This window comes from Streptomyces sp. NPDC007264, assembly GCF_042869095.1.
GTDB lineage: Bacteria > Actinomycetota > Actinomycetes > Streptomycetales > Streptomycetaceae > Streptomyces.
Window position 1 is genome coordinate 320872 of the sequence record NZ_JBIAFD010000004.1, and the last position, 23484, is coordinate 344355.

Consider the following 23484-nt stretch of genomic DNA (forward strand, 5'->3'; position numbering starts at 1 on the left):
GTCGGGAGGGTTCATGGGCCTGTTGCACAAGATCCACGCCACCGGGCGGGTGGCCGAACCGGCTCCACCGCGCCCGGCCGGGGACGTCCCGGCCGCGGCACGGGAGTTCGGCGGCTCGGTGCAGGTGCGCTGCGTGGACGCGGGGTCCTGCAACGGCTGCGAGATCGAGATCACCGCGGCCTTCAACCCGGTGTACGACGCCGAGCGCTACGGGGCGCGGCTGGTGGCCTCGCCCCGGCACGCCGACGTGGCCCTGGTGACCGGGCCGGTGACCCGGAACATGGCCGGGCCGCTGCGGCGCACGGTCGCGGCGATGCCCGAGCCGAAGCTCGTGGTGGCGGTGGGGGACTGCGCCATCGGCTGCGGGGAGTTCGCGGGCGGTTACGGCGTCGAGGGCGCCGTGGCCGACGTCGTGCCCGTGGACCTCCAGGTGCCCGGCTGCCCGCCGGAGCCGGAGGCGATCGTGGCGGCGCTCAGGAGGGTGACCGGCAGATGACCGCCGTCTCCGTCGCCCTCGCGACGGCCACCGGGCTGGGCGGCACGGGCGCGGTGGCCGGACTCGCGCTGCCGTACCGGCCGCGCGTGCCGGTCGCCGGAGCGCTGACGGCGGGCGTCGGCGTCAGCGGTGCCGTGGCGGGCGCGGCCGCGCTGGGCGGCGGCCGCTGGACGGCCTTCCTCCCCGGGGTGCTGCCCCTGGCCGGGACGCATCTGGCGGTGGACGCCCTGGCGGGGGTGTTCATGACGGTGGCCGGCGTCGTGGTGGCCGCGGTCGCGGTGTACGGCATCGGCTACGCCGCCGGGCACGGACCGCATGGGCTCGGCTCGCGCACGGCGCAGGCGGTGCTGCCGCTCTTCGCCCTCACCCTGGTGCTGGTGCCCGTGGCGGCCTCGGTGTCCACGTTCCTCGTGCTGTGGGAGCTGATGGCGCTCGCCTCGTTGTTGCTGGTGCTGGCCGAGCACCGGGAACGGGGCCCGGTGCGGCAGGCCGGCGTCTGGTACGCGGTGATGACCCATCTCGGTCTCGTGCTGCTGCTGGCCGGGCTCGCCCTGTTCGCCGCGCGGGCCGGCGGAGAGACCTTCGACGCGCTGCGCGCGGCCTCCCACACCCTGTCGCCGACGGTGCGCGGGCTGGTCTTCGTCCTGGTGGCCCTGGCCTTCACCTCGAAGGCGGGCGCGGTGCCGCTGCACGCCTGGCTGCCCAGGGCTCACCCCGAAGCGCCCAGTCCCGTCTCCGCGTTGATGAGCGCGGCCATGGTCAACCTGGGCGTCTACGGCCTCGTCCGCACCGGCCTCGACCTGCTCGGCGGCGGGCCCGCGTGGTGGTGGCTGGGGCTGATGGCCCTCGGCGGGGCCAGCGCCGTGTACGGCATCCTCCAGGCGGCGATGGCCTCCGACCTCAAGCGGCTGCTGGCCTACTCGACCAGCGAGAACATGGGCCTGGTGCTCATCGGCGTGGCGGCCGCCGGGCTGTTCGCCACCTACGGCGACCGGGCGCTCGGCGCGCTGGCCCTGACGGCGGCGCTGCTGCACGTGGTCAACCACGCCGCGTTCAAGGCCCTCCTGTTCTGCGCGGCCGGATCGGTGCTGCGCGCCACCGGTCTGCGCGACCTGGACCTGCTGGGCGGGCTGCGCTCCCGGATGCCGTACACGGCCGGTCTGTTCGCGCTCGGCGCCCTGGGGGCGGTGGCGCTGCCGCCGGGCAACGGGTTCATCAGCGAGTGGCTGCTGCTGCAGTCCCTCATCCACGGGCTCCAGGTGCCGGGCGTCGCGGTCGCGGTCGTGCTGCCGCTGGCGGTGGCGCTGATCGCGCTGTCCGCGGGCATCGCCGCCGCGGTGTTCGTCAAGGCGTTCGGCGTCGGGTTCTCCGCCCGCCCGCGCGGGGGAGAGCGGGCCGCCTCGGCGCGGGAGGCGCCACCCCTCATGCTCGTCGGGATGGGCCTGCTCGGCGCCCTGTGCGTGGCCCTGGCACTGGTGCCGGGCCTGCTGGGCGGCGGCCTCGACCGCGCCGTGGCCGCGTCCGGGCTGCCCGGCGGCGACGCCCTGGCGGGCGGCGGGCCGGCGCTGCGGCTCGCCGAGGTCTCCGCGGCGCTGTCCCCGCTGTGGGTGGTCGCCGCGCTGACCGCCGCGCTCGTCCTGGCCGCGGGCCTGCCCCGGCTGCTGCGGCGACGCCGGCGCCGTACCCGCGCCCCGCTGTGGGACTGCGGGGGCGGGGCCCCGACGGCCCGCATGGCCTACACGGCGACCTCGTTCGCCGAGCCGCTGCAGCGGGTCTTCGACGACGTGCTCGCACCGGAGCAGGACCTGGACGTCACACCCGTGCGGGAGTCGACGTACCTGGTGGAGCGGGTCCGCTTCCAGCGCCGGGTGCCCGACCGGATCGAGCACCGGCTGTACGAGCCGGTGCTGCGCCTGCTCGCGGGGGCCGGACGGGCGGCACGGCGGCTGGCGGGCGGCAGCGTCCACCTCTATCTCGGCTACGGCTTCGCCGGTCTGGTCGTGGTGCTGTCGATCCTCGCGGTGGGGTGGTGAGGCGGACGGATGAGTGCCGTCGGATACGCCGCCGTCGCCGGCCAGGTCCTCGCGGTCGGGGCCGGGGCACCACTGCTGACCGGCTGGATGCGGCAGGTGCGGGCCCGCATGGAGGGCCGGGCCGGCGCCGGTGTGCTCCAGCCGTGGCGGGACCTGCGCAAGCTGCTGCGCAAGGAGCCGATCACACCCGTCGGGACCGGACCCGCCTTCCGCGCCGCCCCTGCGGTCCTGGTCGCCACCACCGTGGTGGCCGCCGCCCTGGTGCCGCTGCTCGCCACCGCCACCCCGGTCAGCGGCCACGCGGACCTCATCGTGGTGGTGGCCCTCATCGCGCTGGGCACCCTGGCCCTGGCCCTGGCCGGCCTGGACACCGGTACGGCGTTCGGCGGGATGGGCGCCTCCCGGGAGATGACGGTGGCCGCACTGGTGGAGCCCACCATCCTGCTGTCGGTGTTCGCCCTGTCGATCCCCGCCGGGACGACCAACATCCCGGCCATCGTCTTCGGCGCCGCCCACGACCCCGCCCGCCTCACCTCCCCCGTGAGCCTGCTCGCCACCGCCGCGCTCGCGGTGGCGGTGCTGGCGGAGACCGGGCGGATCCCCGTCGACAACCCCTCGACGCACCTCGAACTGACGATGATCCACGAGGCGATGGTCCTGGAGTACGCCGGCCCCGACCTGGCGCTGGTCGAACTCGGCGCCCAGATGCGCCTCACCCTGCTGCTCGGACTGCTGTCCTCGCTGTTCGTCCCGTGGGGGATCGCCACCAGCACCTCCTGGGCCGCCCTGGCCGTGGCGCTGATGCTGTTCGCCGTGAAGGCCGCCGCGCTGGGCGCCGTGCTCGCCGCGGCCGAGGTGTTCTGGGCGAAGGTGCGGCTGTTCCGGGTACCCGAACTCCTCGCCGGTTCCTTCCTGCTGGCGCTGCTCGCGGTGGCCGCCTCGTACTTCCTGAACGGAGCGCCATGAGCAGCGGCCTGTACACGCAGTTCCTGGATGTGGCCTGCGGCGCCTTCCTGCTGGCCGCCGTGGTCGTGCTGTGGCGGCGCGAAATCGCCGCGATCGTCCGGGTCTTCGCCCTGCAGGGCGTCGCCCTGGCCGCCGTCGCGGTCCTTCTCGGCGCGCACGAGCAGCGGTGGGACCTGGTCGGTGTGGGCATCGGCATCGGACTGCTCAGGGCGGGCGTGCTGCCGTATCTCATGCGACGGGCCCTGGCCGCGCTCACGGCGGACCGGCAGCGGTACGGCACCGACGGGGCGGAGACCCGGGAGACCCAGCCGCTGGTGAACGTCGCCGCGTCGCTGCTGACCGCGTCGCTGCTGACCCTGCTGGCCTACGTGGTCAGCCGGCCCCTGACCGAGCTGGACCCGACGCCGGCCACCCGCGCGCTGCCGGTCGGCCTCGCCGTGGTCCTGATCGGCTTCTTCGTCCTGGTGACCCGCAGGCGGGCCCTGGCCCAGGTGGTCGGCTTCCTGCTGCTGGACAACGGCATCACCGCCACCGCGTTCCTGGCCGCCTCGGGGGTGCCGCTGATCGTCGAACTCGGCGTCTCCTTCGACGTGCTGCTGGCGGTGCTGGTGCTGCAGATCCTCACCACCCGGATGCGGGAGGCGTTCGGTACCACCGACATCGACGACCTGCGGGAGCTGCACGACTGATGCCGTACCTGTCCCAAGGGGCCACCGCTTCCGCCCTGCTGCTGACCGCGCCCACCGCCGTCCCCCTGGCCGTCGCGGGCGCGTACGCGGCGGCCGGAGCGCGCATCCGCCGGCCGGCGGCCGCGGCGGCCCGGCGCCCGGCGAAGGCCCCCGTTCCGGCGACCCCCGTTCCGGCGGCAGCCCCCGTCCCGGTGGCGGAGGCACCCCCGCCCGCACCGGCCCCGCGGCGCCGCGCCACGGACTGGGCCGGACTCCTCTCACCCGCCGCCATCCTCGTGTGCGCGGCCCTGCTGGCGCCGACCGTCGTGGCGGACGGCCCGCGGTCGGCGTACGCGGGACTGCTGCGGGCCGACGCGCTCACCGTCTGGATGCTGCTCGTGGTGGGCGCCGTCGCCGCGATCGCCTGCGGATCCGCACCGGCGTACCTGGCGGGCGAGCGCGCCGCCGACCGGGCGGGCGAGCACGCCGGCGACCACGCAGGCGACCACACCCCGTGGCGCTACCACGCCCTCGTGCAGGCGTTCCTGGCCGCCATGTGCCTGGCGGTCGTGACCGCCAACCTCGGCGTGCTGTGGGTCGCCGTGGAGGCCACCACCATCGTCACCGCCTTCCTTGTCGGGCACCGCCGCACCCGCACATCCGTGGAAGCCGCCTGGAAGTACGTGGTGATCTGCTCGGCCGGCATCGCGCTCGCCTTCCTCGGCACCGTCCTCGTCTACTACGCGGCCCGGCAGGCGGGCGTCACCGAGGCATGGGCCCTGGACTGGCCCACCCTGGTCGCCCACGCCGACCGCCTCGACCCCGCGGTCACCCGCCTCGGCATCACCCTGGTCGTCCTCGGCTTCGGTGCCAAGGCCGGCCTGATCCCGCTGCACGCCTGGCTGCCCGACGCCCACAGCCAGGCCCCCGCCCCCGTGTCCGCGCTGATGTCCGGGGTGCTGCTGTCGGTGGCCTTCGCGGCGGTCCTGCGCTACCGGGTCATCGCGGACGCCGCCCTCGGCCCGGACTTCACCCGGGTCCTGCTCGCCGCGATCGCGCTGCTCACCCTCGCCCTGGCGGCCGGGCTGCTGCTGGCCCAGCGCGACTACAAGCGGATGCTGGCCTACTCCAGCATGGAGCACATGAGCCTGATCGCGCTGGCCGCGGCGGTCGGCAGCAGGCTCGCTCTGGCCGCCGCGCTGCTGCACATCGCCGGACACGGCCTCGCCAAGTCGGCCGCCTTCTGCGCCTCCGGCCGCATCCTGCACCTGACCGGCACCACCCGCATCGAGCAGGTCGGCGGGCTGCTCGCCCGGGCCCCCGCCTGGGCGGGGGTGTTCGGGCTCGCGGTCGTGGCGCTGATGGCGTTCCCGCCGTTCAGCCTCTTCGCCTCCGAAGTGGGCATCGTCCGGGCCGGGTTCTCCGCGGGCACCGGCCTGGGCTGGGTCACGGCGACGGCCCTGCTGCTCGTGCTCCTCGCCTTCGCCGCGCTCGCCACCCGCACCGCCCGGATGCTGCTGGGCCCGGCACCCGCACAGGAGACCGCCTCCGAGGCGTCGGCCGTGTGGCCGCTCGCCCTGGGACTCCTGGCCTGCGCCGCCCTCGGCATCGCCACCGGACCGCTGACCGATCTGCTGCACGCCGCCGCACAGGCGATCGGGGGAAGGTGACACGATGCGCATCACCCACGACATCGGCGTCGAGGAACTGCCCCGGCGCGCGGAGGAGTTGCTGCGCGAGGGCCACCGGCTGGCCCTGGTCGCGGCCCACCACGACGAGCGCGGACCGCGCGTGGTGTACCTGTTCGTGGCCGGCCCGCCCGACACCCGCACCGAACTGCACGTCCGCCTGGATCCGGACCGGCCCGAGCTGCCGACGCTGGCCCGTCTGTCGTTCCCTGCGGGCCGGTTCGAGCGGGAGATGCGCGACCTGTTCGGCATCGTGCCCCTCGACCACCCGCTCCCGCGCCGGCTGGTCCGGCACTTCCACTGGCCGCGCGGCTGGTACCCCATGCGGCCGGACGCCGGCCCGCCCCCCGACTTCGGCGAGCAGGAGGGACCGTACCCCTTCCTGGAGGTGGAGGGCGAGGGTGTCTACGAGATCCCGGTCGGCCCGGTGCACGCCGGGCTGATCGAGCCGGGTCACTTCCGGTTCTCCGTCGTGGGGGAGACCATCCTCAAGCTCAAGGCACGGCTGTGGTTCGTGCACAAGGGCATCGAGAAGCTCTTCCAGGGCCGCACGATCGCCGCCGGGCTTCCGCTCGCCGAGCGGATCAGCGGCGACACCGCCGTCGGCCACGCGCTGGCGTACTGCCTGGCCGTGGAGGAGGCCACCGGCACCGAGGTGCCGCCGGAGGCGCAGCGCGTCCGCGCCCTGCTCCTGGAACTGGAGCGGATCCACAACCACGTCGCCGACCTCGGCATGCTCTGCAACGACGTCGGCCACGGCATCCTCAACGCCCAGGCCCAGCGGGTCCGCGAGCACCTCCTGCGTCTGAACCGGGAGCTCACCGGACACCGGCTGCTGCGTGGCGGCGTGGTCCCCGGCGGGGCGGTGCTGCGCGCGCTGCCGGACCCGGGCCGGCTGAGGGCGATCGGCGACGACATCCGCGAGATCACCGGTCTCGCCCTCGGCCACCCCACCGTGCACGACCGCTTCAACGGCACCGCCGTCCTCCCCGCCGACGCCGCCCGCGCGATCGGCTGCCTCGGCTACGTCGCCCGCGCCAGCGGCCTGCCCGGCGACGCCCGGATCGCCCACCCCTTCACCCCGTACGACGCCCCGCCCGACGTACCGGTCCACGACACCGGGGACGTCCTGGCCCGCTTCCTGGTCCGCGCCGAGGAGATCGACGTCTCCCTCGCGCTCGCCGAGCGGTTCGTGGACGGTCTGCCGGCCCCGGGGGCGCTGCCCGCGCCCGTGGCGCCGCGGCCGGGCGCGGGTCCCGGCACGGGGGTGGGACTCGTGGAGGGCTGGCGCGGCACCCTCGCCACCCGTGTCGAACTCTCCCCGGGCGGCACCCTGACCCGGGTCAAGCCGGTCGACCCGTCCTTCTTCAACTGGCCCGCGCTGCCGGTGGCGTTGGCGGACACGATCGTCCCGGACTTTCCCCTGACCAACAAGAGCTTCAATCTCTCCTACGCGGGCAACGACCTGTAGGGCGTCCCGGGCAGCCGCAGCCGCAGCCGCAGCCGCCGCAGCCGCGGGCGCGTGCGTCACATCTCGCGCAGCGCCTCGCGCGCCCGCTCCACGAAGTCCCGCAGCGCCTGCCAGAAGGGCGCGTACGCCGCGTCGAAGCGTTCGGCGGCCTCTCGGTCGCCTTCGAGCATGTCCTCGACGGCCCGGTAGGCCGGGGAGGTGCTGCGCCGCAGCGTGTCCGCCGCGTCGGCGACCTCGGACGGGCCCTCCAGCGACACGACCCATGTGCAGTGGCGCAGCCCGCTGTACTCGTCCCGCAGGAGGTTCCGCAACCGCGCGAGTTCCGGCAGCCGCGGGCCGAGGTCGCCGCTCGCGCACAGGTCCGACACCTTCCAGTACAGGTCGCCCATCCGCTGCGCCCGCTCCATGAGCTGTGCGTACGCCGCACGACGGGTCTCCCGCAGCCGTTCCACCCGCTGCGCCCGCGTCGTCGTGTCGGCTTGGATCCGTGCCGCCCGCGCCGTCCCGCGGCTGCTCACCCAGCTCGCCAGGACCGCCGTGCCCGCGGTCAACGAGGCGATCCAGAACGCGTTGTCGGCCATGCCCTCCCCTGTCGTACGGACCGCCTGTCCCCCGGGTTCAGGAGGCCGGGGAACCGAGTGAGCGCCGGGTGACCCTCTCCAGATGCGCGGTGAAGACCTCGCGCGCGTCCGGGGTCAGGGTGCGCAGCACGACCAGAGCGGTGATGACCACGTCGCACAGCTCCGACTGGACGTCCTCCCAGCGGTGCGTCGTGCCCTTGCGGGGGTTCTGGCCCGTCGCGCCGATCACCGCCTGCGCGACCTCACCGACCTCCTCCGACAGCTTCAGCACGCGCAGCAGCAGGCCCTCCGCGCCGTCGTGCGTCCGGTGCGCGTCGAGCCACGCGTGCAGCCGGGCGATCGATTCCCACAGGTCCGTGGATCCGTCGAGTTCGGTCATGCCGGCAGCCTGCCACGCGGCGGCCCGCCGCCGCGGCCTACTCCTCGAACAGTGCCTCCTGCTCGCCCTCCTCGCCCTCTGCCCTCCTGCGCACCCGCCTGGTCCGCGCCCCCACCACCATCGCCGTGACCGCCGCCGTCACCGCGAACGCGGCCGGGACCATCCAGCCGCGGTTCACCGCGTGGCCGAGCGCCGCGTCCAGGGAGAGCCGGCCGGGGCCGGTGACCGCCAGGCCCGCCGCCGTGAGACCGAGCGACGCCGCGTACTCGTAGCCGCCGCTCTGGGCGAAGAACCCGTTCGGCATGTGCACCACCGTGGCCCCCGCCATCGCGCCGGCCGCCGCGGCGCCCGCCGCCGGTGTCGCGAGGCCCAGCGCCAGCAGCGTGCCGCCGCCCGCCTCCGCGAGCCCCGCCGCCCTCGCGCTGGCCCTGCCCGGCCGGTAGCCCACGGACTCCATGAACTGCCCGGTTCCCTCGATCCCGCCCCCGCCGAACCAGCCGAACAGCTTCTGCGCCCCGTGCGCGGCCAGCACCCCGCCGGTGCCCAGCCTGAGCAGCAGCAGCCCCACGTCACGTCGCTCGGTACAGGTCACGGTCACTCCCGGGGCAGCCGGTCGGCGGAAACGGTCTTCGCGTTCCCACCGTCCCACCGTCCACACCCGCCCGGCCCGCCCGCGACGCCGTTCGGGTGGCGAGCGCCCCGGACGGTCGTAGGTGCAGCCGTTCCGCGGTCCGGCGTGTACCCCGCGGTCACCCGCGGGTCACACCCCCTCCCGGACCGCCGAACGGCTGCCGCCCCCCTGGTATGGTCGGCGGAACCTCCGTGCCCCAACTGTGAAGCCGCAGTGGAGGAGTGTTGAGCGTAAGCCCTTTCTTTGCCGGAATGGTGCGGAGTTGAACATTCCGGTTGTGTAGGTTGAACGGTCGACGGTTCGACCGCTCCTCGGTACACCGCCCCGGTCACCCCGCAGGAACTGAGAACATGGGCGGCGCGCCGTACGAAGAGGAGGGGCAGATGCCCGAGCGTGGCCGTACCACGCACGACCAGGAAGGGCCACAGGGCCACATACCCGCCGCCGCGTCCCCCGCACCGGGCGGCCCCGCCCTCCGCCGCACCGGTCTCCTCGTCACGTTCATCCTCGGCGGGCTCACCGCCACACCCCCGCTGGCCATGGACATGTACCTCCCGTCCCTGCCGGAGGTCACCACGTCCCTGCACGCGTCCGCCGCGACGGTGCAGCTCACCCTCACCGGCTGTCTGGCGGGCATGGCGCTCGGGCAGCTGCTGGTCGGCCCGATGAGCGACCGGTGGGGGCGCAGGCGCCCGCTGCTCGCCGGCCTCGTCGTCTACGTGGTCGCCACCGTGCTGTGCGCGCTCGCGCCCACCGTCGCCGCCCTCGTCGCGTTCCGGCTGGTGCAGGGGCTCGCGGGCGCGGCCGGCATCGTGATCGCGCGCGCCGTCGTCAGGGACCTGTACGACGGGGTGACGATGGCCCGGTTCTTCTCGACGCTCATGCTGATCTCCGGGATCGCGCCGATCGTCGCCCCGCTGATCGGCGGTCAGGTCCTGCGCGTCACGGACTGGCGCGGCGTCTTCGTCGTCCTGACGGCCGTCGGGGTCGGGCTCACCGCGCTCGTGTGGGCGAAGCTGCCCGAGACCCGCGCCCCGGACGGACAGCACGGCGGGGGAGCGGGCACGGCCCTGCGGTCCCTGCGGACCCTGCTGGGCGACCGCGTCTTCACCGGCTACACGCTCGTCGGCGGCTTCGCCTTCGCGGCGCTGTTCGCATACGTGTCCGCGTCCCCCTTCGTCATCCAGAAGATCTACGGCGCCTCCCCGCAGACCTTCAGCCTGCTGTTCGGCCTGAACTCCGTGGGGCTGATGATCGTCGGCCAGATCAACGGCAAGGTGCTGGTCGGCCGGGTCAGCCTCGACCGGGTGCTGGCCGTCGGCCTCGCGGCCGTCACCCTCGCCGCGACGGCGCTGCTGCTGATGTCCACGGGCGTCCTCGGCGACGTGGGCCTCGCGCCGGTCGCCGCCGCCCTCTTCGTGCTGATGTCGGCCATGGGGATCACGCTGCCGAACACCCAGACGATGGCGCTGATGCGCACCCGGCAGCACGCCGGCTCCGCGTCCGCGCTGCTGGGCACGTCCTCCTTCCTCATCGCCGCGGTCGCCTCGCCCCTCGTCGGGATCGCCGGCGAGGGGACGGCCGCTCCGATGGCCGTCGTCCAACTGGCGGCGGCGCTGGTGGCCGTCACCTGCTTCGTGGCACTGTGCCGTCCCTGGGCAGGACGTGCGGGCGCGGAGGGCTGGGGCACCCCCGGCCCGAGCTCCGCCGAGAGCGTGGGGGAGGAGAGCTGAGCGCACCGAGACTGCGCGTCGACACCCCGGGGAAGGCCGGGCTCGATCCGGAAGAACTGCGTCTTCTCGTACGTGGCGTCCGCGACGCCCTCGGCGGGGAACGCCCCTGGGCGGCGGGCGCCGTGGTGATCGCCGGCCGCGGCCCGGTGATCGCCGTCCAGGAGGCGGCCGGCTGGGCGGTCCGCTACACCGCGTACGACGCGGAGTCGGACCGGGGCGTGGAGCTGCCGCCCGCGGCGCGGGTGCCGATGACCCTGGACACCCCCTTCGACCTCGCGTCGCTCACCAAGCTGTTCACGGCGGTCGCCGCGGTGCAGCAGCTGGAGCGCGGCACGCTGGGCGTCGACGCGCGCGTGGGGGCGTACCTGCCGGACTTCCACGGGGCGGCGGAGCACGGCATCACCGTGCGCCAGCTGCTGACCCACACCTCGGGGCTGCCGCCCGAACTGCCGCTGTACGACCGCCCTTCGCAGGCGGCACGGCTGGCGGCGCTGCGGGCGCAGGCGCCGGTGGGCGAGCCGGGCGCGTACTGCTACTCGGACCTGAACCCGCTGCTCCTGCAGCACGTCCTGGAACGCCTCACCGGGCGCACCCTCGACGTGCTCGTCCGGGACGGGATCACCCGGCCGCTCGGGATGACGGCGACCCGTTTCGGCCCCAGCCCGGGCGCGGCGGCCACGGAGGACCAGCGGCGTCCGTGGGCGAAGGCGGACCGGGGGATGCTGCGGGGCGTGGTCCACGACGAGAACGCGTGGGCGCTGGGCGGGGTGGCCGGGCACGCGGGCCTCTTCTCGACCGCGCGCGACCTGGCCGTCTTCTGCCGCACGCTGCTGGCCGGCGGCTCGTACGGTCCCGCGCGCATCCTGGGCCCGGACTTCGTGGAACTGATGCTCACCCCGCCCGGTCTGGGCTTCGCCGTCGACCAGCCCTGGTTCATGGGGGAGCTGGCGGGCCGGGGCGCGGCCGGCCACACCGGCTTCACGGGCACGTCGCTGGTCCTGGACCCGGCGACGGACACCTTCCTCGTCCTGCTGGCGAACACGGTCCATCCGCGCCGCCGGGCACCGGACAGCCGGCCGCGGGCGGCGGCGGGGGACCGGCTGGCACGGGCGGTGCGGGCGGTGCGGGGAACCTGAGAGAATTCCCCGGTGAACGCGCCCGTCTCCCCAGCCGACACCCTCCGCGCCGCCCTCTCCGGACTGCTCGACGGGCTTGCGCCCAGGCAGGCCGGCCAGGCCGTGGACCGGCTGATCGCCAGCTACCGGGGACGGACCCCGACCGGTGCGCCCGTGCTGCGGGACCGTGCGGACGTGGTCGCCTACGCCGCGTACCGGATGCCCGCGACCTTCGGCGCGGTGTGCGCGGCGCTGGAGGCGTTCGCCGCCGCCGTCCCCGGGTGGGCGCCGGCCGGCCATGTGGACATCGGCGGCGGGACCGGGGCGGCGACCTGGGCCGTGAGCGCGACCTGGGAGGGGCGGCGCCCGGTCACCGTGCTCGACTGGGCCGAGCCCGCCCTCGCCCTGGGCCGGGAGATCGCCGCCGCGAACCCGGCGCTGCGGGACGCCGAGTGGCGGCGCTCCCGTATCGGATCGGCGCTCACCGTCGAGAGCACCGATCTCGTCACGATCTCCTACGTCCTCGGTGAGCTCACCGAGGCGGACCGCGCCTCCGTCGTCGAGACCGCGGCCGCGGCCGCCCGGGCCGTCGTGGTCGTCGAGCCCGGCACGCCGGACGGCTACGCCCGCGTCATCGAGGCCCGCGACCGCCTCGTCCGCGCCGGCTTCCGCGTCGCCGCCCCCTGCCCGCACAGCGCGGCCTGCCCCATCGTCCCCGGCGAGGACTGGTGCCACTTCTCGGCCCGGGTCAGCCGTTCCTCGCTGCACCGACAGGTCAAGGGCGGCACCCTGGCCTACGAGGACGAGAAGTACAGCTATGTCGCCGCGACCCGTCTCCCGGCGTCGCCGGCCCCCTCCCGGGTCGTCCGCAGGCCGCAGATCCGCAAGGGCCAGGTCCTGCTCGACCTGTGCGGCCCGGACCGCTCCCTGCACCGCGAGACGGTGACGAAACGCCACGGCACCCACTATCGCGCGGCCCGCGACACGGCCTGGGGCGACGCCTGGCCGCCGGGCCCCGCGGACTAGGGCGTGTTGCGAAAGTGGCGTCGTCCGCCCGAAGGGCGGGGCCCGCGGCGTCTGGTGCTGGGGGCACCTCCCGCGCCCTTCGGGCTGCGGGGGAGCATCGCAAGGCGGAGGGTCGCCCGCGTACTGGGCGTACGCGGGCGATCCCGACAACGCGGCGGTGGGGGCCCCTCCCGCGCGAGCGCAGCCGAGCGTGGGGGAGCCGTGCCAGACGCCGCGGGGCAGACGGGACTTTCGCAACACGCCCTAGAACCGCCGTCCGGACACCCCGGCGTCGCGGGGTCCGGCACGCACGTCCGTGGCGTCGTCGTCGGTCGTCGAGGCTCCGCCTCGGCGCCCTGGGTCCGGCCCCCGGCGGACCGGGCGGCGGGTCCCGGCGCGGGCGTCGCCCGGCGAGACGTGCCGTCTTGCGCCCCTGGTAGGTTCGCCGCATGGCCGAGAAACCCGCCCCGGACGCGTCCCGTCGCAGCGAGACGTCGCGTCGGGCCATTTACGACGCCGCGCTCGGGCTCGTCGCGGAGGTCGGATATCCGAGGACCACCGTCGAGGGGATCGCCGCGCGGGCCGGCGTGGGCAAGCAGACCATCTACCGGTGGTGGCCGTCCAAGGCCGACGTGCTGCTGGAGGCGTTCCTGGACCTCGGCGAGCGGGCCGCACGGGAGGCCGGGCACCCGCCGGACGCCCTCCCCGACACCGGAGACCTGGCCGCCGACCTCAAGCTCGTGCTGCGCGCCACCGTCGACGAGCTCAACGACCCCCGCTTCGAGGCCCCCTCCCGCGCCCTCGCCGCGGAGGGCCTGGTCAACCCGCGGCTCGGCGCCGAGTTCGTCGCCAGGCTGCTCGAACCCCAGCTCCAGCTGTACGTCCGGCGGTTGCGCTCCGCCCAGGAGGCGGGTGCCGTGCGGCCCGAGGTCGACCCGCGCATCGCCCTGGAGCTGTTCGTCTCCCCGCTGGCCCAGCGCTGGCTGCAGCGCACCGGCCCGATCACCCACGCGTACACGGACACCCTCGTCGACTACGCGCTCCACGGCCTGGCGCCCCGCTGAAGCCCGACTGGAGGGACACTTCGCAGGAAATCCCTTCATGTCCCCTGATACCAACCCGCGGTTGGCATCGCCCCACCTACCCCGGATGCGGACTCCGGCCACCCGTGCCGCAGGATGGTGGGAGCATGAGGCATGCTGTCCGCACAACTGCTGTGAGGCGAGGGGATAGATGAGCGCAGGGTTCGGCCGCCGCACGAGCGGGCAGGGCAGGATCTCCCAGTGGCTGCGCGGACGCCGTCCCGCCCGTCTCCAGGAGGACGCCGGTGACGGCGGCCGTGAGGCGATGCTGCTGGCCGCCGCCGCCGTGGGGCTGCCGCTCGCGCCCGCCGCGCACCCGGTCGGCTACCGCTGCTCGTGCGACCGCGTCGGCTGTCCCACCCCCGCCCGCCACCCCGTCTCCTTCGCCTGGCAGACGCAGTCCACCACGGACCGGGCGCAGATCGAGCGCTGGGCCCGCCATCAGCCCGAGGCGAACTTCATCACGGCCACCGGGATGGTGCACGACGTGCTCGACGTTCCGCACCAGGCCGGCGACGAGGCCCTGGAGCGCCTGCTCGCCACCGGTGTCGAGGTGGGGCCGGTGGCCACGACCGGCGACGGGCGCATGCTGTTCTTCACGCTGACCCGCGGCACGCCCGAGGACGAGGACGAGTGGTGGCCGTGCGAACTGGACTGCCACCCCGAGACGATGGACGAGCACCCGGGGCTGCGTTGGCACTGCCGGGGCTCCTATGTGCTCGTGCCGCCCGCGCAGTTGCCCGGCGACCTGACGGTCGCCTGGGTACGGGGACCGGAGCACGCCCTGCCGGACCCGCTGAGCCTGCTGGAGGTGCTGACGGACGTCTGCGCGCGCTACGCGGGCGACGAGGCCGAGGACCAGCTCGCCGCCTGGCCCCACAGGCCCTGAGGCCCCGCGCCGCCCCCCCCGCGCGCCCTACTCTCCCTCGGCCCCCGTCAGCCCCTCCACCCGGCTGAGGAACTTCACCGGGCCCTTCGCCGGGTCCAGCACCGCCTGGTTGGAGACGAACTCCAGTGTCAGGGACTGCTTGACCTCGCCGGTCATCAGCGCCTTGATGTTCGGGTCCGTGACGTTGATGTTCACGCCCTGCGCCGCCGTCTGCTTCTCGTAGCGGCGTGTGACGAAGAACACCAGCGCGCCGCCGTCCGCCGTGCGCAGTCCCACCGGCGCGTAGGCGCCGTTGGTCAGCGGCTCGTCGATGTACTGCCGGGCCAGGCCCGGCTTGGTCGCGTTCTTCAGCCGTGCGGCCCGCCACTGCGAGGTGTGCGTGCCCGGCGCGAACGCGTCCCCGCCGTCCTTCAGATAGGCGGCGTACGCGGCACCGAGCCGGCGCGGCTGCACCGCGAGCGCCGCGTCGTCCGCGGGCACGGGCTCGGCCCAGCCGTCCTCGTCCTTCTTGAACGCCGGTACGTCGCCGGGCGCGAGGATGGTCAGATACGACACCGCCCACACCGCGTCCGGGCCGGAGCGGGCGAACACCAGCAGCCAACGGGCGTCGCGGCCGCCCTTGTTGGCGTGGGCGTCCGCGACGAACCAGCGCGGCCAGCCCGCCTTCTCCGGGATCGTGAACGTCGCGTCGGTCAGCTTCAGCGGGGAGTGGTTGCGGTTGCCGCCCGGGCTGTTGCGGTGGCCCGCCTCGATCTTGCCGCCGTCGATGTCGGCGAGGGCACCGGAGACCCGGTCCGCGTCCTGGGAGCGGTCGTAGTCCTTGTCCGCCTTGTTGTACGCGCGGAGGAAGTCCTTGAGCGCCCGGGCGGCCTCGGCGTGCGTCGCCGTCGGCACGACCTTCCGCTCGCCGTGCACCACGACGCAGCCGCTCGCCGTCAAGGACACCACGGTCGCCGCGACCGCGGACCGGGTGAACCGGCCCGGACTACGAAGCGTTCGAGGGCTGTGATCCCCGCGATCCCTGCTCATCAGTGACCTTCACCTTCCCCTTTCCGGAGGCGAACCCTACCGGGGCGAGGAAGATCACGAGGGTCGGGACCAGGTACAGAGCCCACACCGTGACCTGGAGGACCGTGGGATCGGGCTGGAAGTTGAAGACACCCTTCAGCAGGGTGCCGTACCAGCTGTCCGGCGGGACGGTGCCGCTGATGTCGAAGGCCAGGCTCGTCAGGCCCGGGATCCAGTCCGCCTCCTGGAGGTCGTGGAAGCCGTAGGCGAGCACACCCGCCGCCACGACGACCAGCATGCCACCGGTCCAGGTGAAGAACTTGGCGAGGTTGATGCGCAGGGCGCCGCGGTAGAAGAGCCAGCCCAGCAGGACCGCGGTGGCCAGGCCCAGGGCGACGCCGACCAGCGGGCGCGGGGTGCCGTCGCTCGCCGCGTGCACCGAGGCCCACACGAACAGCGCGGTCTCCAGGCCCTCCCGGCCCACCGCCAGGAACGCGGTGGCGACCAGCGCGCCCGTGCCCATCCGCAGGGCCGCGTCCAGCTTGCCGTGCAGTTCCGACTTCAGGTGCCGGGCGGTGCGCCGCATCCAGAAGACCATCCACGTCACCAGGCCGACCGCGAGGACCGACAGGGAGCCGCCGAGCGCCTCCTGCGCCTCGAACGTGAGCTCCTGGGAACCGAATTCGAGGACGCAGCCGAAGGCCAGCGCGATGGCCACCGCGATGCCGATGCCGGTCCAGATGGGCCTGAGGGCGTCCCGTCGGCCCGTCTTGACCAGATAGGCGATCAGGATGCAGACGACGAGGCTGGCCTCGAGCCCCTCGCGCAGACCGATCAGGTAGTTGGAGAACAACTGACTACGCCTCCTCGGTCAGCAGCGTCCGGCCCCACCAGTCGTCCTTGTCGTGGACGCCGGGCGGGACCGCGAAGACGGCCGAACCCACGTGCTGGATGTACTCGTTGAGCGCGTCCGACGCCGACAGCCTGCGCTGCAGCGGGATGAAACCCTTGCGCGGGTCGCGCTGGTAGGCGAGGAAGAACAGGCCCGCGTCGAGGCGGCCGAGCCCGTCCGTGCCGTCGGTGAAGGAGTACCCCCGGCGCAGGATGGTGATCCCGTCGTTGGCGTCGGGGTGCGCGAGACGGACGTGCGCGTCGGGCTTCATCGCCTTCAGGAACGGCTCGTCGTGCTCCTTCGCCTTGCCGACGGGGGCGCCCTCACCCTTGCTGCGGCCGAAGACGTCCTCCTGCTCCTGCAGCGAGGTGCGGTCCCAGGTCTCGATGTTCATGCGGATGCGCCGGGCGACGAGGTAGGAGCCGCCGGTCATCCACGCCGGTCCGTCGCCGTCGCCGACCCACACGAACTTCTTCAGCCGGGCCGTCTCCGTGCCCGCGATGTTGCGGGTGCCGTCCTTGAACCCCATGAGGTTGCGCGGGGTCCGGTCGTCCGGGGTCGTCGACGAGGTCTTGCCGAAGCCGAGTTGGGACCAGCGGACGGCGACCTTGCCGAATCCGATGCGGGCCAGGTTGCGGATCGCGTGCACGGCGACCTGCGGGTCGTCCGCGCAGGCCTGGACGCACAGGTCGCCGCCGGTGCGGGAGCGGTCCAGGTTGTCGCCCGGGAACGGGGGCAGGTCGACCAGGGCCTCGGGCCTGGAGCCGGCGAGCCCGAACTTCTGGAAGAGGGACGGCCCGAAGCCGATCGTCAGCGTGAGCCGCGACGGCTTGAGGCCCAGCGCCTCCCCGGTGTCGTCCGGGGGCGCCTCGGCGAGCCCGCCGAACGCGCCCTCGCCGACCGACCTGCCCGCGGTCATCCGCCGCGCGGCCTCGGTCCAGTCCTTGAGCATCCGCACGAACTCGGCCCGGTCGCCGGTCTTCACGTCGAAGGCGGCGAAGTGCAGCCGGTCCTGCACGGGTGTCGCGATGCCCGCCTGGTGGGCGCCGTGGAAGCCGACCGCGGGTCCCGCCGAGGCACCGGCCGGTTCGGCGTCGTCGCCGACGCGGGTCGTGGCCACCGCGCCGCCGGCCACGGCGGCGCCGAGCGCGAGGCCCGCCCCGCCCCAGCCGATCAGCGCACGCCGCGACGGCGCCGGGGAAGTGGTGGAGGACGTGGTCGTGTCCGTCATGATCCGGGTCTCCCTCACTTCGCGACGGCGGCGGCGAGCTTGGACAGCGGCTCCGCGAGCGCGTTGACCGCGTCCGAGAGCTCCTTGCGGTCGCCGGCGCCGACCTTGTCGTAGGACACGAAGTCGTACTGCGACGCGTCCGTCCCCTTCGTGCGGTGCGTGTCCAGCAGCGTGTTCAGCGCCGCGAACTGCCGGTCGAGCTCCTTGACCAGGGCCGCGTCGTTCTTCTGCGCCACGGGCCTGAGGAGTTCGTACGCCTTCTGCGCGCCCTCCACGTTGGCCTTGAAGTCGACCAGGTCGGTGTGCGAGTAGCGCTCCTCCTCGCCGGTGACCTTGCCGGTGGCGACCTCGTCGAGCAGCTCCTTGGCGCCGTTGGCCATGGAGGTGGGGGTGATCTCCGCCTTGCCCACCCGCTCCTGCCAGTCCTTCAGGTCCGTCACGAGCCGGTCGGCGAGGGACTTCTCCTCGGCGCCGGCCCTGCCGTCCGCCCACAGGGCCTTCTCCAGGCGGTGCCAGCCGGTCCACTTCTGGCCCTGCTCCAGGCCGTCGGCGCGGACGTCGACCTTCGGGTCGATGTCGCCGAAGGACTCGGCGACGGGCTCGGTGCGCTCCCAGCCGATGCGGGAGGTCGCGTACGCCTTCTTCGCGGCCGCCAGGTCACCGTCCTCGACGGCCTTCGCGAACGCCTGCGCGCGGGGCAGCGTGTCGTCGGCCTGCTGCTGCACGTACCGGCGGTAGGCGGCGACGGCCGAGTCCAGGCGGGGGTCGCGCGCGGCGGCCTTGCTGGCGCCCGTGGCCGTGACGTCCTGGCGGATGCCCTTGCCCTTCATGCCGGGCTTGCAGGCGATCCGGTAGCTGCCCGCCGTCACCTCGGCGGTGACCTTCTGCTTGGTACCGGGGCCGATGTTCTCGCGCTCGGTGACGACCCGGTCGTCGGGGAAGAGGACGTAGACCTCGGTGACCTTGGAGCCCTTGTTCTCGATGGCGAGCTCGATGTGCCCGGCCGGGAACTGCTTCTTCGACACCTTGCAGGCGTCGTCCGTCGCCGTGACCCTGATCACGTGGTCGCCGTCCTCGGCGCTGCTCTTCTCCGTGCACCCCGTGACGGCGGTCAGGGCGGCCGCGGTGGCGGCGGCGACGACGACGGAGAGTCGGACGGCTCGCATACATGCTCCAGAGGACGGACGGCGGTACGTCGCGCGGGGGAGCCGCGCAGTTGGTGAGGCTTGCCTAAGTTACCTGAGCCTTACCTCACCTGCACCCCCCGGGGTACGTGATGTGGGTCCCACCCCTCCGGGCCGGTCCACGGGACCGCTGCCGGACCCGCCGGCCGTCCGCGGATGCTTGAATGCCCGCGTGACTGACTACGACGTGCTGCGCGTCTTCTGCGGACCCGGCGGCGGATACGGCAACGAACTCGGTGTCGTCCGCGACGGCTCGACGATCCCCGGGCGCGACGAGCGGCAGGCGTTCGCCGCGAAGCTCGGCTTCAGCGAGACCGTCTTCGTCGACGACCCCGAGCGCGGCGTCATCGACATCTACACGCCGACGCTGCGGCTCCCGTTCGCCGGCCACCCCTGCGTGGGCACGGCCTGGCTGCTCGACGTACCCGAACTCGTCACCCCGGCCGGGGTGGTGGGCACCCGCCTGGACGGCGAGTTCAGCTGGATCGAGGCCCGCCCGGAGTGGGCCCCGCCGCGCACCCTGCGCCAGTACCCGACGGCCGCCGAGGTGGACGCCCTGCCCGTGCCGCCCCCCGGCGAGTGGATCTACGCCTGGGCATGGGAGGACGAGCCCGCCGGACGTGTCCGCGCCCGGGCCTTCCCCGGCCGCGACGACGGGATCGACGAGGACGAGGCGACCGGCGCGGCCGCCCTGCTGCTCACGGCCCGGCTGGGCCGCGCGCTCAACATCGTGCAGGGGGCGGGCTCGCAGATCCTCACGGCGCCGCAGCCGGAGGGCTGGGTGGAGGTGGGAGGACGGGTGTTCCTGGAACGCTGACCGTCACCGGACGCTCAGCCGGAACTCCTCGCCCAGGGCCCGGAAGACCGCCGTGTTGAGCCGGAACGCCCGTCTGCACTCGTCCACGACGCGCAGCTTCTCCGGGTCGTCCACCCGGATCGCGTCCAGCAGCCCCCGGTAACTCCTCTTGAACGCCGCCGGGTTGGAGATCCCTTCGAACACGTAGAACCGCACGCCGTCGCCCTTGCGGGCGAAGCCCCACGTGCGCTCCGCCGTGTCGCGGACGACCTGGCCGCCGGAGAGGTCGCCCAGACAGCGGGTGTAGTGGTGGGCGACGTATCCGGCGGGCCACCGCTCGGCGCACTCCCGCACCCGGGCCGCGTACGTCCGGGTCGCGGGCAGCGCCGTGAGTCCCGCCCGCCAGTCCGGCCCGCGCAGATGCGCGAGGTCCCGCTCCAGCGACGGCAGCCGCAGCAGCTCCGGCCGTAGGAAGGGCCCGGCCACCGGGTCCCCGGCCAGCCGCTCGCCACCGGTCTCCAGCGCCTCGTACACGAACCACAGCTGCTCGGTGTACCGCGCGTACGCCTCGACCCCCAGCGCGCCGCCGAGGAGGTCGCTCATGAACGCCGAGGTCTCCGCCTCCGTGTGCTGCTCGTGCGACGCGTCGCGGATGAGCGTGGAGAACGCCGCGTGGGCCGGGTCCGGCGTCTGCATCGGGCCTCCACGGTCTTGCCGACACCTTGTCGGTAAAACCCTACTCCGGATCACACGGCGCAGCCCACAGCACACCACCCACCCGGTGGACACCGCACACCGCCGCACCCCGCACCCCGCCCACAGGTCACAGCGCGACGCCGGGACGATCCGGACGGCAGGGCCTGGCTAGAGAGTTCTCGGTGCTGAAGTTAGCTCTTGAGTAAGTGAGCCCGGCCGAAGTGATCTTCATCGCTTCCGCCGGCTTCTTCGTGTTCCGGCAACCGGCCGCCCTCAGACGACCTCGCCGAGATCCTCACCGAGCCGCGCGGCGGCTTCGGTGCTCGACGGCCGGTGCGCGATGAGCCGGGCCAGGTGAACTTCGAGGGCCTCGAGCTGTTCGGGTCCGATCTGCCCCGCCCAGCGTTCGCGCACGTCGTCGAAGAGCGAGGCGCCGAGCGTCATCATGGCGTGTCCGTGGTCGGTGACCCACAGCCGTTTGAGGCGGGCGTCGCTCGCGTCGGGCTCCCGCTCGAGGTATCCGAGCTTCTCCAGGGCGGCGATCGTCTTAGCAGCGCCCTGTTTGGAAACCGAGAGCCGGCGGCCGAGCTCCGAGGCCGTGTCCGCTCCCTCGTCGATGGCGCGCAGGGCGAACTCATGCGATGCGCGCACGCCCGGGTGTCCGCGCTGTGCCAGTTCGCTGTGCACGTCGTCCATCATCGACTGGAAGCCGCCGAGAAGCAGCAGCGCGAGTTCGGCGCCCGGTGAACGTGCCATGCGACGAATCATACGAGAAGCCGCAGGTCGACAACCATGTTGTCGACCTGTAGATTGACAACCATGTTGTCGATCGATTCGAGGAGAACCATGGACCCCATGACCGGCGGCGCCACCATCCCGGGCGTCGAACACCACCACGTCGGCCTGAACGGGACCGAGCTGCACTACATCTCGGCCGGAACCACCGGCTCTCCCGTGGTGCTGGTCCACGGCTTTCCCGAGACCTGGTGGGTCTTCCGCAAGCTGATCCCGCTGCTCAGCGAGCACCACCGCGTATTCGTCCCCGACCTTCGCGGCTTCGGCGACTCCGCCACCGCGACCGCAGCGCACGACAGCGCAACCTCGGCCCGGGACCTGAGCGAACTGATCACGCGACTCGACGTGGGGCCCGTCCACCTCACCGGCCAGGACATCAGCGGCCCCACCACATTCCGCGTCACTGCCACACACCCCGACCTCGTGCGAAGCTACACGGCCATCGAGACCGGGCTGCCCGGGTTCGGCCTCGAAATGCTCGCGGACGTCGCCCACGGCGGCGCCTGGCACATCGGCGCGCTCGCCGCCCCGGGCATCCCCGAAATGCTGCTCGCCGGACGAGAGCGGGCATTCCTCGCGCAGTACGCGATCCCGTCGCTCTGCGCGACCTCCGACGCGTTCACCGACGGCGACATCGACGAACTCACCCGCTCCTACACGCGACCCGACGCGTTCAACGGAGCGGCCGGGCTGTACCGGTCGATGCTCCGCGAAGGCGACGAAATCCGGCGACTGGCATCCCGGAAACTCACCACGCCCGTGCTCGCCGTCGGCGGCGGATCGGGAGAGTTCACCCCGGCGACCCTGCGCCAGGTCGCCGAGAACGTCAGTACCCTTTCGCTCGACGGCATCGGGCACTACGCGGCGATGGAAGCCCCCGACAGGCTTGCGGACGGCCTCCTGTCCTTCTACGGGAAACTCGACGACATGTTGTGACGCGGGCCGCGCCGACCCGCGAAGCGCCGGGAAACGATCACGGCGAGCGTCCGAATCATGTCACACAAGAGGTCTTCGCCCAGTTCGCGCGAGTTTCGCCGGTGCCCGTTATGGCGGTCGGGGGTCGAGTCTGGTTTTCGCGAGGAGCCCGGCGAGTAGCTCTGGCCGGTACTGCATGCGTCGTAGTCGGTGCTTGACGATGTCTCGGAGCTGGTCGATCTCGCGTTTGACGAGGTTGACCAGCCCGGACTTCATCACCGACCACACGCCCTCGACCGGGTTGAGTTCGGGGCGGTGGTGGGCAGGTAGAAGACCGTCAGCCACTCGCGGGCGGCTATCAACCTGCGCATCAACGCGGACTTGTGCGTGTTGAGGTTGTCCCGCACCAGCACGATCGGCGCGCGTAGCTGCTGGCGGGCGGCGTCGAGCAGGCGGATGTAGTCGTGCTCGTCGAAGCCCTTCGGCTCGTTCTTCCAGCCGTGATAAACCCGGCACCGGTGGATCAGGTGCACCCTGGGTGCCGACCCGGGACGAAAGGCGAGAACCCCGGCGAGGTTGAGCCTCTTGGTCCCGGCGTTGGACACCTTCACCACCGGGGTGTGGCCCTTCTTGCCCCAGGTGCGTCCGCGCGGTGGCTTCAGCCCCTGGCCGGCTTCGTCTTCGAAGCAGACGTACGCGCCGCGTTCCGCGGCCGTCCTCTTATATCCGGCCACGTCTCCTCGCGCCAGGCGGCGATCGCCTCCTCGTTGCGCTCGACCGCACGCCTGGTCGGGACCTGCCAGGACACCCCGAGCCGGGTGAGCATCTCGTGTAAGCCGCCCGAGGAGCGGTAGTCGACCGCGAATCGCACCCGGATCAGCTCCCTGATCCGAGCGAGGGTCCAGCGCTGGTCGAGGTGCCCGTGCGCGGCGGGACCCTGCTCGATCAACTCGACCAGCTCCCGCCGCTGGTCCTCGGTCAGCAGCGGACGGTTCCCGCCCGCGCCCTCAGAGGTCAGTGCCGCCGTCCCGCCGCGAGCGAAGGCGCGACGCCACCGATTGACCGACATCTTCGTCACCCGGAACCGCGCCGCCACCTGCTCATCGCTCTCACCGGCCGCGATGAACTCCACAGCCGCCATCCTCACCTGCTCGCGCCGCGCCCTGGCCGCAGCATCAAGCCCACCACCCTGTGCATACCTCACACATACGGCATAGCGCGCCTACCACC

At 73.4% G+C, this 23484-nt stretch carries 24 protein-coding genes; 13 read left to right on the forward strand and 11 right to left on the reverse strand.

All coding sequences use genetic code 11. The annotated features are described in order from the left end of the window. Positions 1-13 precede the first annotated feature (13 nt). From ACFYMU_RS08605 to ACFYMU_RS08630, 6 genes are read left to right on the forward strand one after another with little or no spacing between them, the layout of a single operon-like run. The gene (locus ACFYMU_RS08605) at positions 14-496 is read left to right on the forward strand and encodes an NADH-quinone oxidoreductase subunit B family protein (protein ID WP_388369891.1); all 483 of its coding nucleotides are present in this window, start codon (positions 14-16) and stop codon (positions 494-496) included. Further along, entirely contained in the window at positions 493-2529 is a 2037-nt protein-coding gene (locus tag ACFYMU_RS08610; RefSeq protein WP_388369894.1) for a proton-conducting transporter membrane subunit, read from the forward strand. The genes ACFYMU_RS08605 and ACFYMU_RS08610 overlap by 4 nt, the downstream gene beginning before the upstream one ends. 9 nt (positions 2530-2538) lie before the next feature. Next, positions 2539-3495: a respiratory chain complex I subunit 1 family protein gene (locus ACFYMU_RS08615; protein WP_388369897.1), complete on the forward strand. Its 957-nt coding sequence runs from the start codon at positions 2539-2541 to the stop codon at positions 3493-3495. After that, entirely contained in the window at positions 3492-4184 is a 693-nt protein-coding gene (locus tag ACFYMU_RS08620; protein ID WP_388369900.1) for a hypothetical protein, read from the forward strand. Before ACFYMU_RS08615 ends, ACFYMU_RS08620 begins: the two co-directional genes overlap by 4 nt. Further along, on the forward strand, positions 4184-5833 hold the full coding sequence (locus ACFYMU_RS08625) for a proton-conducting transporter membrane subunit (protein ID WP_388369903.1): 1650 nt from the start codon (positions 4184-4186) through the stop codon (positions 5831-5833). The genes ACFYMU_RS08620 and ACFYMU_RS08625 overlap by 1 nt, the downstream gene beginning before the upstream one ends. Before the next feature lie 4 nt (positions 5834-5837). Next, positions 5838-7322: an NADH-quinone oxidoreductase subunit C gene (locus ACFYMU_RS08630; RefSeq protein WP_388369906.1), complete on the forward strand. Its 1485-nt coding sequence runs from the start codon at positions 5838-5840 to the stop codon at positions 7320-7322. A 56-nt stretch (positions 7323-7378) separates the two neighbouring features. On the opposite strand, the gene ACFYMU_RS08635 is transcribed toward ACFYMU_RS08630, so the two are convergent. Genes ACFYMU_RS08635 through ACFYMU_RS08645 form a run of 3 tightly spaced genes read right to left on the reverse strand, consistent with a single transcriptional unit; the run spans position 7379 to position 8874 of the window. Beyond that, on the reverse strand, positions 7379-7903 hold the full coding sequence (locus ACFYMU_RS08635; RefSeq protein WP_388369908.1) for a hypothetical protein: 525 nt from the start codon (positions 7901-7903) through the stop codon (positions 7379-7381). A 37-nt stretch (positions 7904-7940) separates the two neighbouring features. After that, positions 7941-8282, reverse strand: coding sequence for a MazG-like family protein (locus ACFYMU_RS08640; protein ID WP_388369911.1), 342 nt, complete (start codon positions 8280-8282; stop codon positions 7941-7943). 37 nt (positions 8283-8319) lie between these two features. Continuing rightward, complete coding sequence (locus ACFYMU_RS08645) at positions 8320-8874, reverse strand: DoxX family protein (RefSeq protein WP_388369914.1); 555 nt, start codon at positions 8872-8874, stop codon at positions 8320-8322. A 422-nt stretch (positions 8875-9296) separates the two neighbouring features. Between ACFYMU_RS08645 and ACFYMU_RS08650 the strand changes: the two genes are divergently transcribed. The 5 genes from ACFYMU_RS08650 to ACFYMU_RS08670 all read left to right on the forward strand — a co-directional run bounded on the left by ACFYMU_RS08650 (position 9297) and on the right by ACFYMU_RS08670 (position 14737). Beyond that, complete coding sequence (locus ACFYMU_RS08650) at positions 9297-10646, forward strand: multidrug effflux MFS transporter (RefSeq protein ID WP_388369917.1); 1350 nt, start codon at positions 9297-9299, stop codon at positions 10644-10646. Then, positions 10595-11782, forward strand: coding sequence for a serine hydrolase domain-containing protein (locus ACFYMU_RS08655; protein ID WP_388370327.1), 1188 nt, complete (start codon positions 10595-10597; stop codon positions 11780-11782). The genes ACFYMU_RS08650 and ACFYMU_RS08655 overlap by 52 nt, the downstream gene beginning before the upstream one ends. Before the next feature lie 12 nt (positions 11783-11794). After that, a complete protein-coding gene (locus ACFYMU_RS08660; protein WP_388369920.1) occupies positions 11795-12787 on the forward strand; it encodes a small ribosomal subunit Rsm22 family protein in 993 nt (330 codons plus the stop codon). Positions 12788-13215: 428 nt separating this feature from the next. Continuing rightward, a complete protein-coding gene (locus ACFYMU_RS08665; protein WP_388369923.1) occupies positions 13216-13830 on the forward strand; it encodes a TetR/AcrR family transcriptional regulator in 615 nt (204 codons plus the stop codon). Between the two features lie 169 nt (positions 13831-13999). Then, entirely contained in the window at positions 14000-14737 is a 738-nt protein-coding gene (locus ACFYMU_RS08670) for a bifunctional DNA primase/polymerase (protein ID WP_388369925.1), read from the forward strand. A gap of 27 nt (positions 14738-14764) precedes the next feature. Here the strand turns inward: ACFYMU_RS08670 and ACFYMU_RS08675 are convergent, their stop codons facing one another. The 4 genes from ACFYMU_RS08675 to efeO are packed head-to-tail and all read right to left on the reverse strand — an operon-like array spanning position 14765 to position 19034. Beyond that, positions 14765-15766, reverse strand: coding sequence for a hypothetical protein (locus tag ACFYMU_RS08675; protein WP_388369928.1), 1002 nt, complete (start codon positions 15764-15766; stop codon positions 14765-14767). Continuing rightward, the gene (efeU, locus tag ACFYMU_RS08680; protein WP_388369931.1) at positions 15723-16598 is read right to left on the reverse strand and encodes an iron uptake transporter permease EfeU; all 876 of its coding nucleotides are present in this window, start codon (positions 16596-16598) and stop codon (positions 15723-15725) included. Before efeU ends, ACFYMU_RS08675 begins: the two co-directional genes overlap by 44 nt. Before the next feature lie 4 nt (positions 16599-16602). Continuing rightward, a complete protein-coding gene (efeB, locus tag ACFYMU_RS08685) occupies positions 16603-17868 on the reverse strand; it encodes an iron uptake transporter deferrochelatase/peroxidase subunit (RefSeq protein WP_388369934.1) in 1266 nt (421 codons plus the stop codon). Positions 17869-17882: 14 nt separating this feature from the next. Next, positions 17883-19034, reverse strand: a complete 1152-nt coding sequence (efeO, locus tag ACFYMU_RS08690; protein ID WP_388369938.1) for an iron uptake system protein EfeO — start codon at positions 19032-19034, stop codon at positions 17883-17885. 190 nt (positions 19035-19224) lie between these two features. On the opposite strand from efeO, the gene ACFYMU_RS08695 reads away from it, so the two are divergent. Further along, positions 19225-19869: a PhzF family phenazine biosynthesis protein gene (locus ACFYMU_RS08695; protein ID WP_388369941.1), complete on the forward strand. Its 645-nt coding sequence runs from the start codon at positions 19225-19227 to the stop codon at positions 19867-19869. A gap of 3 nt (positions 19870-19872) precedes the next feature. Here ACFYMU_RS08695 and ACFYMU_RS08700 read toward each other — a convergent pair whose 3' ends face one another. After that, positions 19873-20544: a heme oxygenase (biliverdin-producing) gene (locus ACFYMU_RS08700; protein ID WP_388369944.1), complete on the reverse strand. Its 672-nt coding sequence runs from the start codon at positions 20542-20544 to the stop codon at positions 19873-19875. Positions 20545-20817: 273 nt separating this feature from the next. Beyond that, complete coding sequence (locus tag ACFYMU_RS08705; protein WP_388369947.1) at positions 20818-21300, reverse strand: MarR family winged helix-turn-helix transcriptional regulator; 483 nt, start codon at positions 21298-21300, stop codon at positions 20818-20820. 36 nt (positions 21301-21336) lie between these two features. Here ACFYMU_RS08705 and ACFYMU_RS08710 point away from each other — a divergent pair, with 36 nt between their 5' ends. Next, complete coding sequence (locus tag ACFYMU_RS08710; protein ID WP_388369950.1) at positions 21337-22275, forward strand: alpha/beta fold hydrolase; 939 nt, start codon at positions 21337-21339, stop codon at positions 22273-22275. A gap of 254 nt (positions 22276-22529) precedes the next feature. Here the strand turns inward: ACFYMU_RS08710 and ACFYMU_RS08715 are convergent, their stop codons facing one another. Both ACFYMU_RS08715 and ACFYMU_RS08720 read right to left on the reverse strand, forming a co-directional pair. Next, positions 22530-22988, reverse strand: a complete 459-nt coding sequence (locus ACFYMU_RS08715) for a transposase (protein WP_388369953.1) — start codon at positions 22986-22988, stop codon at positions 22530-22532. Continuing rightward, a complete protein-coding gene (locus ACFYMU_RS08720) occupies positions 22913-23458 on the reverse strand; it encodes a winged helix-turn-helix domain-containing protein (RefSeq protein WP_388369956.1) in 546 nt (181 codons plus the stop codon). The genes ACFYMU_RS08715 and ACFYMU_RS08720 overlap by 76 nt, the downstream gene beginning before the upstream one ends. Positions 23459-23484: the final 26 nt, after the last annotated feature.

Coding starts and splice junctions, on each gene's coding strand:
- ACFYMU_RS08610 (WP_388369894.1), top strand. CDS start 493: ATGACCGCCGTCTCCGTCGCCCTCGCGACGGCCACCGGGCTGGGCGGC.
- ACFYMU_RS08625 (WP_388369903.1), top strand. CDS start 4,184: ATGCCGTACCTGTCCCAAGGGGCCACCGCTTCCGCCCTGCTGCTGACC.
- ACFYMU_RS08710 (WP_388369950.1), top strand. CDS start 21,337: ATGTTGTCGACCTGTAGATTGACAACCATGTTGTCGATCGATTCGAGG.
- ACFYMU_RS08670 (WP_388369925.1), top strand. CDS start 14,000: ATGAGCGCAGGGTTCGGCCGCCGCACGAGCGGGCAGGGCAGGATCTCC.
- efeO (WP_388369938.1), bottom strand. CDS start 19,034: ATGCGAGCCGTCCGACTCTCCGTCGTCGTCGCCGCCGCCACCGCGGCC.
- ACFYMU_RS08700 (WP_388369944.1), bottom strand. CDS start 20,544: ATGCAGACGCCGGACCCGGCCCACGCGGCGTTCTCCACGCTCATCCGC.
- efeB (WP_388369934.1), bottom strand. CDS start 17,868: ATGACGGACACGACCACGTCCTCCACCACTTCCCCGGCGCCGTCGCGG.
- ACFYMU_RS08605 (WP_388369891.1), top strand. CDS start 14: ATGGGCCTGTTGCACAAGATCCACGCCACCGGGCGGGTGGCCGAACCG.
- ACFYMU_RS08675 (WP_388369928.1), bottom strand. CDS start 15,766: ATGAGCAGGGATCGCGGGGATCACAGCCCTCGAACGCTTCGTAGTCCG.
- ACFYMU_RS08620 (WP_388369900.1), top strand. CDS start 3,492: ATGAGCAGCGGCCTGTACACGCAGTTCCTGGATGTGGCCTGCGGCGCC.
- ACFYMU_RS08665 (WP_388369923.1), top strand. CDS start 13,216: ATGGCCGAGAAACCCGCCCCGGACGCGTCCCGTCGCAGCGAGACGTCG.
- ACFYMU_RS08650 (WP_388369917.1), top strand. CDS start 9,297: ATGCCCGAGCGTGGCCGTACCACGCACGACCAGGAAGGGCCACAGGGC.
- ACFYMU_RS08640 (WP_388369911.1), bottom strand. CDS start 8,282: ATGACCGAACTCGACGGATCCACGGACCTGTGGGAATCGATCGCCCGG.
- ACFYMU_RS08635 (WP_388369908.1), bottom strand. CDS start 7,903: ATGGCCGACAACGCGTTCTGGATCGCCTCGTTGACCGCGGGCACGGCG.
- ACFYMU_RS08705 (WP_388369947.1), bottom strand. CDS start 21,300: ATGGCACGTTCACCGGGCGCCGAACTCGCGCTGCTGCTTCTCGGCGGC.
- ACFYMU_RS08615 (WP_388369897.1), top strand. CDS start 2,539: ATGAGTGCCGTCGGATACGCCGCCGTCGCCGGCCAGGTCCTCGCGGTC.
- ACFYMU_RS08630 (WP_388369906.1), top strand. CDS start 5,838: ATGCGCATCACCCACGACATCGGCGTCGAGGAACTGCCCCGGCGCGCG.